Raw genomic sequence first — 12,602 nt, 5'->3', positions numbered from 1 at the left:
GCCCCGCCATGCCCCTGACCCCGCTGCGCGTCCTGCTCGTCGAGGACGACCCCGATCACGCCGAGCTGATCCGGCGACACCTCGACCGCTCCCGGGCCAAGGGGCCGGCCATCCTCCTGGAGCGGGTCGATCGCCTTCAGGCCGCGCTCGATCTCCTAGCCCATCGCGACTTCGACGCCCTACTGCTCGATCTGGTCCTACCCGACGGCGGCCTCGAATCCACCCTCGACGCCGTCCTCCAAGCTCGTCCCGAACTGCCCGTCGTTGTCCTCACCTCGCTCGACGACCTGGACTTCGCCGCCGTCGCCGTCCAGCGCGGCGCGCAGGACTACCTGGTCAAGTCCGAGATCACCGGAGAGATCCTCAGCCGCTCCCTCCGCTACGCCGTCGAGCGCAAGGCCTCCCAGCGGCAGCTCCGCGCCTACGCCGCCCTGCTCGAACGCCGCAATGAGGAACTCCGCCGCTTCGCCCACCTGATGGCCCACGAAGTCCGCAACCCGCTCAATGTCGTCTCCATGAACCTCACCCTGGCGCGTCGATGCTTCGATCGGCCGGAGATCGTCTCCGAGGCAATCGAGCAAGCCGAGGGCTCGGTCAAGGGACTGGCCTCCCTCGTCGTCGACCTGCTCCACTTCGCCGACGCCGAGGCCGACCCGGCGGCCGGCGAGGTCGTCCCCATGAACGAGGTCCTCGACCACTGCCTGCTGGTCCTCCGCGAAACCCTCCGCGAAGGGCACGCCCGCGTCGAGCGCTCCCCGCTGCCCGCCGTCCTCGGTCAGCGCACGCAGCTCGACCACCTGCTGCAGAACCTCATCTGCAACGCCGTCAAGTACCGAGGCGACACTCCCCCCGTCATCCGGGTCGAGGCCGATTCCCCCGGCGACGGCTGGGCCACCTTCCGCGTCATCGACAACGGCCGGGGCATCGCCCCCGCCGACCGCGAGCGCGTCTTCGACATGTTCTGCCGCCTCCACGACCCCCGCCGCATCCCCGGCACCGGCATCGGACTGGCCTTCTGCAAACGCGTCGTCGAGGCCCACGGCGGCCGCATCTGGGTCGAATCCGCCCCCTCCGGCCCCGGCAGCGCCTTCTGCTTCACCCTCCCCACCGCCGACCCACCCACCGTGACCTCCTCGTAACCTTTTCTGTACAATATTCCCTGCAATCGGTCGCCTCCCTCCCTCCCAGAGAGGTTTCGGGATCACCTCCTGAGGGAGATGACCGATGCGAGACGGCTTCGACTCCCTGGACCACGACCACCGCTGGGCCGACCGCCTCGTCCTCGACACCCGCCGGGGTGCCTGCCCCGAATCGGGGGGCACGTGATCGATCCCAGCCGCTCCGACCGCCCCTCCGGATCGGGGGATCATCCCCCTCCCAGGGCCTCCGCCAGCCGATCCACGAAGACCGGCTCCTGGCACGTGAAGTTCTCGCACACGTAGATCGTTGCCCGTCCCTGCTTCGCCGGGCGATCGATCAGCAGCGGCACCAGCCGAGCCGCCTCGGCCTGGTCGTCCGGCTCCGGAGGCGTCGGCGCCACGACCGCGAGCGGCAGGAACCGCGACCGGATCGCCCGCAGCGCGGCGACCTGCTCGTCCCGATCCTCCCCGCCGATGACCGCGATCTCCCGAGAGGGCCCGATCAGGAAGTCCAGCGCGATCAGGCTTTGCCCCGCCGCCATCGGCGCCTGCTCCAGCACCAGTCGGACAGATCGGAGCGTGCGCCGGGCCTGCTCCTCCAGGTCCGATCGGCCCGAGAGCCGAGCCAGCCGGGCCAGCGCCGTCGCCGCCATCGCGTTGCCCGAGGGGGTGGCGTTGTCGTAGACGTCCTTGGGCCTCGTGATCAGCGCCTCGTGGTCGACCCCCGTGTAGAAGAACCCCCCTTGCTCGGCATCGAGGAACTGCGCAACCATCACATCGGCCAGCGCCAGCGCCGAGGCGACCCACCTCGGCCTTCCGGTCGCCTCGAACAGCCGGGTCAGCCCGTCGATCAGGTTCGCGTAGTCGTCCAGGTAGGCGTTGAACCGCGCCTTCCCGTCCTTGTAACAGTGCAGCAGACGGCCGTCCGACGTCCGGAGCCGGTCCAGGATGAACCCGGCCGCCCGCTCGGCCGCGTCGAGGTAGCGTTCCTCTCCCAGCGCGTGGGCCCCGTCGGCCAGCGCGGCGATCATCAATCCGTTCCAGGATGTGAGAATCTTCGTATCCTTCCCCGGCGGAACGCGCCGCGCTCTCGCCTCGAGCAACCGCGCCCGGTCCTCCGCCAGCTCCCGACGCAGGTCCTCGGCATCCTTCCCCAGCGCCGCCGCCGCCTCGTCCAGCGGTTTCGGCAGGCGCAGAATCGTCTTCCCCTCCCAGTTCCCCCGAGCGGTCACGTCGTACACCGAGGCGAACACGTCGGCCCGATCCGGCCCCAGCACCGACCGGATCTCGTCCAGCGTCCAGACGTAATACTTCCCTTCCTCCCCCTCGCTGTCGGCGTCCTCGGTCGCATGAAAGCCCCCTTCGGGATCGGTCATCCGGCCGATCACGTAGTCGAAGACCTCCCGAGCCACCCGGGAGAACTCGGCATCCCCGGTCAGCTGGAACGCCTCGACGTAGGTCGATCCGAGCAGGGCGTTGTCATACAGCATCTTCTCGAAGTGAGGGACCAGCCACTCGTCGTCGGTCGAGTACCGCGAGAAGCCGCCGCCGAGGTGGTCGTAGATGCCTCCCCGGGCCATTGCGTCCAGCGAGAAGCGGACCATGTGCAGGGCGTGCTCGTCCCCGGAGCGGGCGTGCGCTCGGAGCAACACGCGGAGGTCCATCGGGTGCGGGAACTTCGGCGCGGGGCCGAACCCGCCGTGCCTGGGATCGAACGCCCGGGTCAAGTGCCGGGTCGCGTTGTCGAGCAGCGAGGCGTCCAGCTCCCCGTCCGAGGCTGGGATCTGGCCGATCGAGCCCAGGTGTCCGGTCAGCTCCCCCGCCGCGTTCAGGATCGATTCCTTCCGATCGGTCCAGGCCTCGTGGATGCTCCGCAAGACCCTGGGGAACCCGGGTCGGCCCGGGATGTCTCGCGGGGGGAAATAGGTACCTCCCCAGAAGGGCCGGCCGTCGGGCGTGAGGAAGACCGACATCGGCCAGCCCCCCTGGCCGCTCATCGCCTGCACCGCGGCCATGTAGATCTGGTCCACGTCGGGCCGCTCCTCGCGGTCGACCTTCACATTGATGAAGAAGTCATTCATCAGCCGGGCGATGTCGTCGTTCTCGAAGCATTCCCGCTCCATCACGTGGCACCAGTGGCAGGCCGAGTAGCCCACCGACAGGAAGATCGGGCGGTCCTCGGCCCTCGCCCGGGCGAAGGCCTCCTCTCCCCAGGGATACCAGTCAACCGGGTTGTGCCGGTGCTGGAGCAGGTACGGGCTCGTCTCGGAGGCGAGGCGGTTGGTCGGCCGGTCGGTCGGGTGGTTCATCTCGGGTCGCCTTGGTGCGGATCGCGGCGGGGAGGGCTCGGGCCGTCCGGTCGGGGAGCGGCAGGCGGAGCGACAATTCGAGCCGGGACGCTGGACGGGGCCCCGGTTCGACCGATTATAATCCCCGGTCGAGCCCTGCCGGTCCCCGCAATGGCCCCCCCGACGCGGGCCATCCCCTCGGGGATCCCGGCCGAGGCCCGACTCCCTTCGGATTCCCTCCCTCGCGAGCGGGGAGGGCCGGACGCCGATCGCCCTCCCCCCACGACGGGGAGCCCATCCGGGCGACGGTCCTCGATCCCCGTTGCCGACCGCGAGCGGTCCGAGCGCGCCCATGTCGTTCCGCGGTGTCTTCGTCGCCGTGTTCCTTGGCACGGCCTTGATCGTGGCCGCCTTCCTGCTCAACGCCCGGAGGCCCGAGTCCGAGGTCCGCCGCCCGACCCCCGCCCTCGTCAAGGCGAACGGCCGCTGCGCCCAGTGCCACGAGCACGAAACCGGCGCCGTCATCCACGAGTTCGAGATGAGCGCCCACGCCGCCGCCGGCCTGAACTGCCTGGACTGCCACACCCCCCTCGAAGGTCAGGAGATCCTGCCGCACAAGGGCTTCGAGATCGCCCGGCAGGTCACCGCGCTGAACTGCGCCGGCTGCCACAAGGACCAGTACGACCAGTACCTCCGCTCCCGACACGCCGCCCCCTCCTGGGCCGCCGTCACCGGCTCGACGGACTTCACCGCCGAGCAGATCGCCTTCGCCGAGGAGCACCACCCCGGCTGGGTCGACCGCGATCCCAACGCCCTGGCGCAGCTGGAAGGCCCCGCGGCCATCACCAAGGGGTGCCAGAAGTGCCACGACATCGGCAAGCCGAACGCCGACGGCTCGATCGGCTCCTGCACCTCCTGCCACGCCCGCCACGTCGCCTCCGTCGAGCTGGCCCGCACCCCCCAGACTTGCGGCCAGTGCCACATGGGGCCGGATCACTCCCAGCTCGAAATCTACAATGAGTCCAAGCACGGCGTCCTCTTCACCGCCCAGCATGCCCAGATGAACCTCAAGGCCGACCCCGAAACCCTCTCGGCCGCCGACATGCCCGTCCCCACCTGCTCCACTTGCCACATGAGCGGCATCGGCGAGCGCCTCGATCCCACCCACGACCCCGGCGAGCGCCTCTCCTACTTCCTCTTCGCCGACGTCTCCGACCGCCGAGACGACTTCCGCAGGGCCCAGCAGAACATGAAGGCCGCCTGCCTGGAGTGCCACACGAATAACCGCATCGGCTCGTTCTACCGAGAGGCCGAGTCCGTCGTGAAGTCGACCAACTCCCTCGTCAAGCAAGCCCGCGAGGTGATCGACGGCCTCCGCCAGGACGGCCTGCTCACCCCCGCCCCCTTCGACGAGCCGATCGAGTTCGCCTACTTCGACCTCTGGCACTACTACGGCCGCACCGCCAAGCACGGCGCCTTCATGGGGGGAGCCGACTTCGTCCAGTGGCACGGGTTCTATGAACTCGTGAACAAGCTCGCCGAAATCAAGCACCAGGCCGCCGAGCTGCGCGGGGAGGTTGCCGCGGATGACGCCCCATCCGACGCCGACACCGACACCGACACCGACACCGAGTGAGCCCGCCTCGCCCCCCGACGCCGAACCCCGCTGGTGGGCCCTCCCCGCCTGCTGGGTCGAGCTGTTCGCCGCCGGGAACCTCGGGTTCCTGACCCTCGACATCGCCCTGGCCCACTCGATGAACGCCTTCGAGCGCCCCGCCGAGTGGATCCCGGTCGCCTATTCCCTGGCGGCTCCCCTGCTGCTGGTGCTCTGCTGGCTGCTCCAGGGCCGGCTCCTCCCGGTCCTCGAGGGGGCTCCCGCCCCCAATCCCGGCCGCCCCGGCTGGCGGCGCGTGCTTGCCCGCCAGGTCGGGCTGCTCGTCGGCTGGGCCGGCGTGATCGTCGGCGTCTCCGGGGTGATCTTCCACCTCCAGAGCCACTTCTTCCGAGCGCAGACGCTGCACAACCTCGTCTACACCGCTCCCTTCGCCGCCCCCCTGGCCTACACCGGGCTCGGCCTGCTGGTGATCCTCAACCGCCTGGAACGCCCGACGACCCTCGAATGGGCCCGATGGGTCCTCCTCCTGGCGATGGGAGGCTTCCTCGGCAACTTCACGCTGAGCCTGGCCGACCACGCCCAGAACGGCTTCTTCCACCCCATCGAGTGGCTCCCGGTGGTGTCCGCCTCCTACGCCGTCGGCGCCCTGATCGCCGTCTCGATCTTCCCCGGCAGCCGATCCACCTGGTTCCTCGCCGCGGCGGTGCTGCTGCTCCAGGTGGCCGTCGGCCTGATCGGGTTCATCGACCACCTTGTCCCGAACGTCCGGGGCCCCATGCCGACGCTCTGGGACGCATTCGTCTTCGGCGCTCCGCTCTTCGCCCCGCTCCTGTTCGTCGACCTCGCCCTCCTCGCCGCCCTGGGCCTCCGGTCGGTCGCCCTCGTCCGCCCGGACGTCCTCCCCCGCCGCTGCCCCTCGGGTTCCCTAACGCGGGGGACCACACCTTGATCCCCCGGGAACATCGACAGGACGTCCGAGTCCGTCGCCGATCAGTCCCGAGTTCCGACCGCCGAGGGCAACTCGATCAGGAAGCAGGCCCCGGGCTCCCCGGCCGGAGAGCGGACCAGCCGGAGCGTCCCCCCTTGCGACCGGATCGAGTCCCGGGCGATCACCAGTCCCCGGCCCCGGCCCCTCCCCTTGGTCGAGAACCCGGGCTCGAAGACCCGAGCGGCGACCCCCTCCGGGATCCCCGGCCCGTTGTCCCGCACCCCGATCCGGACGATCGCCCCGGCCTCCTCGACCGAGAGGGCGATCCTCGGCCGATCGCCGGCCGGCGCTCTCGCGGTCGCCTCCAGCGCGTTCTTCAGCAGGTTGACCAGCGCGTGCACCAGCAAGCGACGGTCGGCCAGCACGGACACGACCTCCGCCCCCTCCCCCGGCCGATCGACCTCCGCCATCGCCGACTCGATCCTCGGCCCCAGCAGCGTCAGCGCCTCGTCGATCGCCTCCAGCACCCGGGTCGGCGTCGGCTCGACCGGCATGGTGGACTGCTTCAGGAACCCGTCCAGCTCCCGGACCGTCAGCGCGATGTACTGCGAGCAGACGTCGATCTGCCGGGCCACGTCCCGGGCGATCCGAGCCCCGTTGCGCAGCTCGACCTCGGGGTCGAGCCCCTCCTCCGCCAGCCTCCGATCCAGCGCCCGGAGGGCCCGGGACGCTGCTCCCGGCTCCAGGCCGGCGTCGGCCAGCGCTGTCCGGACGGCGACGGGAAGGCGGTCGAGCAGCAGCTCGAACTGGTCGAGGTGCTCGGCCAGGTTCCTCCGCTCGTTGGCCAGCACGAAGACAACGTTCCCCAGCTCGTGGCAGGTCCGGTCGGCCAGGTCCAGCGTCGCCACCTGGGCCGACTCCCGAGCGGCGCGGTCACTGAGGATCCGGGCCTGGACCACCATCGCCCCCAGGCAGAGCAACGAGTACCCCGACAGCCCCAGCACCGCCAGCAAAAGCCTCCGGTACGAGGTCTCCAGGCGAGCCAGCGCCTCCTCCACCATCGCCCCCGGCCGGTACCCGGCGATCAGGACCAAAGGCGCCTCGGCCCCCCCGTCGAGCAGCAGGAACCGATGCTCCCGCTCCGGGATCCCCGGGGGTGCCGGCGCCGGGCTGAACCAAGAGGCGACCGGAGCGCCCCCGGGCCGGGAAACCTCCAGGCGAGCGACCGAGACGACCGCGAACCGGCGGTCCTGCCGCTCCCCGGCCACCCCCAGCGCCGCCAGCGCCCCCCGAAGCAGCTCGACCCGGGCCGAGTCCCCCTCGGCCGACCGCCAGGAGTCAGCATAGTCCACCACCGTCCGGCCGACCTCGTCCACCGCCGTCGACCGGACCCAGTCCTCGATCGCCCGCTCCGAGAGCTCCCTCCCGGTTCGGCGCAGGAGGTCGTATTCCCGGGCCTGCACGATGAGGCTGAACCCCAAGGCCGCCACCGAGACGACCCCCACGATCATCCCCGGCGCCCCGAGGATCTCCATCGGCCGCTCGGCGGCCCCGATCAGGCGGCGGGCGAGGCTCATCGGGAGGGTCCGTCGTCGGCGAGGGGTCCGCGGCTCATGAGGAGGGAGCCCGTTGGAGGGTGGGCAAGATCGCTCGACCGACCGATGATACCGTCATCGGCCTCCTCGCTCCGCTCCGTCCGGGATTCCGGCGGTTCGACGCCGGGTCCTCAATCGGGAACCGCTCCTCACCGATGAGCCAGCGTTCCCTCGATCTCCCCGGCCTCCCGAAGCCTCCCGACCTCCCCCGGGGAGACCGGCCCGAAGGCGAGCACCCCCTCCTGACCCGGCAGGATCGCCAGAACGTGGCCAAGGTCGGCCGCCCGACGCTCGCCGGAGGGGTCGAAGGCGAGCGATCGGCCGAAGGCGAAGGGGTGGTCGGCCGGCAGGTCGATCGCCGCCAGCGCGGCGGCCAGGTCGGGGACCTCCTCCCCCGGGCGGTCGAGCACCAGGGCGATCGCCGAGACGATCTCCGCCAGCACCTGCGCCCCCCCCAGCTCGTCGGCAGCGCCGGCATCGTCCTCCGGCAAGGCGCTGCCCGAGACGCACCAGACCGGCAGCGTGCACCGGCCGGCCAGCTCGGAGAGGGTCGTCCGGCCGATGCCGTCGCCGCAGAGCACCTGGAGCCGGCCGAGCACCCGGGGGCCGATCGGCCCGGAGCGGTCGACCAGCGCCCGGATCATCCGCCGGGCCGGCGTCCCCTGCAACGGCAAGACGGCCCAGACCGGCCCGTCTCCAGGAACCTCCTCGGCGAACCGCCAGATGCGGTCGGCCTCGGCCAGCTCCGCCGGCCCTGGGCGGTCGTCGGGGCCGATGGCGCCGGGCCCCGACAGGTCGAGCCTCCGCAGCACCAGCTTCGCTTCGGGGGCCGTCTCCGCCATCGCCGCCTCGAAGCCGGCGGCCAGGTCCCGGGAGTACGGGTCGTTGCCGTCGATCACGACCACCGCCCCCCCCGGCACCCCCTCCCGGTCGGCCGCGACCCGGGCCACCAGCGCCGCCTCCTGCCGGTTGTTCGGGCAGAACCGGAAGGTCCGGCCCGGATACAGGCCCAGCAGCGGCACCGAGGCCGCCCCCGGCCGGTCCACCTTCACCGAGGTCGCCCAGGGGACCAGCAGCACCGGCCCGGCCCCCCCCGAGGCGCTCCGGCCCCCCCGTCGCCCGACCTCCTGGTCCAGCGCCTCGGCCAGGGCGGCCGTCAATACCGTGTTGTTCGACCCCACCACCGCCGCCGGGCCCCCCGGCCGGCCGACCAGCCGGGTCACCCGATCTCGGGTCGCCACCACTCCCCCTCCCGGGACCCAGGACAGCCGCACCCTCCGGCCAGACCGCTCGGTCCGGAAGGAGATCCCGTCCGGCCGCTCGACCACCTCCCGGATCAGTCCCCGGCGCCGGCAGGCCGAGACCCCTTCCCGGACGTCGTCCCAGTCCCCTGGCTCGGGCAGGAACACCGCCACTTCGACCGCTCCGGCCGGCGCCCGGTCGTCTCCGGTCCCCCCGACGCCGTAGGTCAGGGCGAACCCCATCCAGCCGACCAGGGCCAGGCCCCCGATCAGCAACAGGATGGTCCCGGCTCGTCTGGGCAACGGCATCGCTTCGCTCCTCGTCGGGAGTCGGGTCGGACGATCTCGGGACCGGCGCCTCGTCGCGACGGCCGAAGGCCCTGGCCTCGATCGCCCGGCCTCCAGGCACGAGACATGCCGAAGCGCTCCCCGTCTGGCCGGCGGGAGGGTGGATCGGACGTGCAAGATCCCTCCATTTCTTGAGGATACAACGCGATCCGGGCGATGATCTTCCTGGAAGCCACCGCCCCTGGCCGACCACCGGGCGCGAGGATCCTGGCGGAGCCGCCGGGAAGCTCACGCCAGGCCTCCCCACTCCGGGGGGCGATCCCCCGACGATCGGCTTGCCCGTCCGGCGGGACCGTCATAGAGTCTGGGGATCGGATCGAATCAGCGGCAGTCGGGGCGATCTCCCGCAATCGCATCGGGGACGGGGAGCGACGATGGGGACTCGGATCGCCAGCATCTCGGGGCTTCGCGGCATCATCGGCGACGGGCTCGACCCGGTCGACGTGACCGCCTTCGCCGCCTCCTACGCCGCCGAGGTCGCCTCCCGATCCGGCAAGGACGCCCCCGGAATCCTCGTCGGCCACGACGCCCGCCGATCGGCCGAGATGATGACCGCCGCCGTGCTCGCCGGCCTCTCGGCCTCGGGATGCAACGCCGTCGCCCTCGGCCCGACGGCCACCCCCACGCTCGGCTTCCTCGTCAAGGAACGCGGCGCCGACGGCGGCATTCAGATCTCCGCCTCGCACAATCCGGCCGAGTACAACGGGTTGAAGTTCTTCCGGGCCTCCGGCTCGGTGCTCGGGCCCGACGAGGGCCGCGCCGTGCTCGACCGCTTCGAGCGCCGGGCCTTCCGCTGGGCCCCGGCCGACCGCCTGGGGACGATCTCCCAGGACCATTCCCTGCCCGTCTCCCACGGGCTTCGAATCCTCGGCCTCGTCGACCCGGAAGCGGTCCCCCGCCGCAGGTTCCGCGTGGTGCTCGACGCCGGCCACGGCGCCGGCGGCCGGCTGGCGGTGTGGATGCTCCGCCAACTGGGGTGCTCCGTCCGAGTGCTCGGCGGAGAGCCGGACGGGCGCTACGACCACCCCCCCGAGCCGACCGAGGAGAACCTCGGGGAGCTGTCGGCCGTCGTCCCCGCCCTCGACGCCGACGTCGGCTTCGCCCAGGACCCCGACGCCGACCGCCTCGCCATCGTCGACGAGACGGGCCGATACATCGGCGAGGAGCTGACCCTCGCGCTGGCCGTCCGCCGCCGCCTGGCCCAGCAGCCCGGCCCGGTGGCGATGAACCTCTCCACCTCCCGGGTCGCCGAGGAGGTGGCCAGGGGGCTCGGCGGCGAGGTCGTCCGCACCCCGGTCGGCGAGATCAACGTCGTCGAGGCCATGCGGGAGCACGACGCCGTGATCGGCGGCGAGGGGAACGGCGGCGTGATCGACCCTCGCGTCGGCTGGGTCCGGGACAGCTTCGTCGGCATCGCCCTGGTGCTCGACCTGATGGCCGCAACCGGCAAGAGGCTCTCCGAGCTGGTCGACGAGCTGCCGAGCTTCGCCATGGTGAAGGCCAAGTTCCCCGCCGGCCCGGAGCCGATCGCGGCGACCCTCGACCGGATCGCCGCCGCCCACCCCGAGGCAGCCGCCGACCGCCGCGACGGGCTCCGGCTCGACTGGCCCGACGCCTGGGCGCACGTCCGGGCCAGCAACACCGAGCCAATCGTCCGAGTGATCGCCGAGGCCCGAGCCGCCGACCGCGCCCGGTCCCTGGCCGAGGCGCTCGGCCGCCTGGCCGGCGGAGGAGGCCCCTCGTGACCTGGCCGAACTTCGACGAGCCCCCCTCGGTCGCCTTCCTCGACGTCGACGGCACGCTGCTCGCGGAAACGACCTCGTACCTCTACGCCAAGCTCCTCCGGCGCCGGGGGATGATCGACCAGTCCATCCTCCTCCGCGCCGCCCTGCACGGCTTCCGCCACAAGTTCGGCCGGCTCGACTACGGCCGGCTGCTGGAATACGGCTTCCGCCTCATCCGGGATATCCCCCTCGTCGAGCTGGAACGCGCCGCCTACGAGAACTTCAAAGACCACGTCCGCCCCCGGCTGTACGAGGGAGTCGTCGACCACCTCAACCGGCTCCGGGCCGGCGGCACGCCGCTGGTCCTCGTTTCCTCGTCGCCGGCCGCCGTCATCTCGCCGCTGGGGATCTACCTTGGTTGCAGCGACCTGATCACCACCCCGATCCGGGTCGAGGACGGTCGCATCGCCGGGCTGGGGCCTGGACCTCCCTGTTATGGCGAAGGTAAGCTTTATTGGGCCAGCCGTTGGGCCGAGGAGCGTGGGATCGCGATGGACGCGGCGGTCGCCTATGCGGATAATTGGAGCGACCGGGCGTTGCTGGAACGGGTCGGCCGGGCGGTGGTGGTCGGCCCCGGGAGGAGGCTTCGGAAACTGGCGATGCTGCGTGGGTGGACGATCGTCACCCCGCGCAGCCCCCGGATCGGTCGCCGGGCCTCCCCGGGAGAATGACGAAGAAGACAAGGCCCCCCGGAGCCGAGGCCGAGACGGATCAGATCAGATCAGATCGGATCGGTACGAAAATCCCGAGCAACCCCGGCCAGAACGGGCGGCCGGGCCGTCCGATGGTCCGGGACGGCCCGCTGCCAAACGGGTCGCACGACGCGGCCCCGGCCGCTTCGAGGCGGAGTCCAGAGCCTATGACCGACGATCCTCGCACCCCATCCCCCCCGAAGCCGGGCCCTCCCGCCAAAGGAGGAGCCCGGCGCACCTCCGCTCCGGCGGTCACCGCCCTGGTCATCGGCCTGGCGGCGTTCACGGCCTCGGCCCGCGAGTCGGAGCTGGTCCGCGACATCCAGCGGTACTGCACCGTCTGCTGGAAGAACGCCCACCTCGACCCCAGCCTCTGGGACGACTGCACGCAGGAGGTCTGCTGCCGCCTGCTGACCAAGGCCCGCGCCGGAGAGCTCGACCTGAACCTCGTGCTGGCCGACGACACGCCCGAGCGCCGCGAGCTCGTCCGCGCCATCGACATGGTCCGCAAGCGCGTCCAACGCTCGCGAAAGTACCAGCCGCTCGATGAGTCCTCCCCGAGCTTCGCCGCCGGGGAGTTACGCGACCGCGACCGCCTGGAACTGGGGGAGATCCTCGAGGCCGCCCGGCGCGCCGTGCTCTCTCCCCGCCAGGACCGGATCGTCGAGCTCTGGACCCGAGGGTGGACCGTCCCCGAGATCGCCGAGGCCCTCGACCTGAACCCCGCCCGGGTCAGCGACGAGAAGTACAAGGCCCTCCGCAAGCTCGAACGGCACCTCGCCGGCCGCAGAGACGAACTGGACCTGCCCACCCCCCCGGGACTCGAAGTCAAAAGCCAGGACGAGTTCCGCCGCGTCGGCTGACCGACCCGCCGCAACCACTGACCCCTCACCCCCGGCCATCCCAGCCCAAGCGGAAGCACCCCACGGAGTCACTCCGATCCGATTCCCTCGAGGCCCGGCCTCGAGAGAT

At 71.6% G+C, this 12,602-nt stretch carries 9 protein-coding genes; 6 read left to right on the top strand and 3 right to left on the bottom strand.

Translation table 11 applies throughout. The features are described from left to right. The first annotated feature begins 8 nt into the window (after nt 1-8). Nucleotides 9-1,139, top strand: coding sequence for a sensor histidine kinase (locus TsocGM_RS00285; protein ID WP_126723321.1), 1,131 nt, complete (start codon nt 9-11; stop codon nt 1,137-1,139). 227 nt (nt 1,140-1,366) lie between these two features. Here TsocGM_RS00285 and TsocGM_RS00280 read toward each other — a convergent pair whose 3' ends face one another. Continuing rightward, nucleotides 1,367-3,448, bottom strand: coding sequence for a thioredoxin domain-containing protein (locus TsocGM_RS00280; protein WP_126723320.1), 2,082 nt, complete (start codon nt 3,446-3,448; stop codon nt 1,367-1,369). Nucleotides 3,449-3,779: 331 nt separating this feature from the next. On the opposite strand from TsocGM_RS00280, the gene TsocGM_RS00275 reads away from it, so the two are divergent. Both TsocGM_RS00275 and TsocGM_RS00270 read left to right on the top strand, forming a co-directional pair. Beyond that, nucleotides 3,780-5,063 carry a multiheme c-type cytochrome gene (locus TsocGM_RS00275; protein ID WP_126723319.1) on the top strand — a complete coding sequence of 428 codons (1,284 nt, stop codon included), beginning with the start codon at nt 3,780-3,782 and terminating at the stop codon, nt 5,061-5,063. Then, on the top strand, nt 5,014-5,991 hold the full coding sequence (locus TsocGM_RS00270) for a hypothetical protein (RefSeq protein WP_126723318.1): 978 nt from the start codon (nt 5,014-5,016) through the stop codon (nt 5,989-5,991). Before TsocGM_RS00275 ends, TsocGM_RS00270 begins: the two co-directional genes overlap by 50 nt. A 41-nt stretch (nt 5,992-6,032) precedes the next feature. Here the strand turns inward: TsocGM_RS00270 and TsocGM_RS27490 are convergent, their stop codons facing one another. Together TsocGM_RS27490 and TsocGM_RS00260 are read right to left on the bottom strand one after the other, a co-directional pair. Next, nucleotides 6,033-7,547, bottom strand: a complete 1,515-nt coding sequence (locus TsocGM_RS27490; protein WP_126723317.1) for a sensor histidine kinase — start codon at nt 7,545-7,547, stop codon at nt 6,033-6,035. A gap of 167 nt (nt 7,548-7,714) precedes the next feature. Further along, on the bottom strand, nt 7,715-9,115 hold the full coding sequence (locus TsocGM_RS00260) for an ABC transporter substrate-binding protein (RefSeq protein ID WP_126723316.1): 1,401 nt from the start codon (nt 9,113-9,115) through the stop codon (nt 7,715-7,717). Between the two features lie 413 nt (nt 9,116-9,528). Between TsocGM_RS00260 and glmM the strand changes: the two genes are divergently transcribed. From glmM to TsocGM_RS00245, 3 genes are all read left to right on the top strand, one after another. Then, nucleotides 9,529-10,899: a phosphoglucosamine mutase gene (gene glmM / locus TsocGM_RS00255; protein WP_126723315.1), complete on the top strand. Its 1,371-nt coding sequence runs from the start codon at nt 9,529-9,531 to the stop codon at nt 10,897-10,899. Beyond that, nucleotides 10,896-11,609, top strand: coding sequence for an HAD family hydrolase (locus TsocGM_RS00250; protein WP_126723314.1), 714 nt, complete (start codon nt 10,896-10,898; stop codon nt 11,607-11,609). Before glmM ends, TsocGM_RS00250 begins: the two co-directional genes overlap by 4 nt. Nucleotides 11,610-11,797: 188 nt before the next feature. After that, entirely contained in the window at nt 11,798-12,493 is a 696-nt protein-coding gene (locus TsocGM_RS00245; RefSeq protein WP_233578112.1) for a sigma-70 family RNA polymerase sigma factor, read from the top strand. The last annotated feature ends 109 nt before the right edge of the window (nt 12,494-12,602 follow it).

This window comes from Tautonia sociabilis (genome assembly GCF_003977685.1).
In the GTDB taxonomy this organism is placed as follows: Bacteria; Planctomycetota; Planctomycetia; order Isosphaerales; family Isosphaeraceae; genus Tautonia; species Tautonia sociabilis.
The sequence above is the reverse complement of the archived record's forward strand: the minus strand, read 5'-3'. Positions and strand labels throughout refer to the sequence as shown.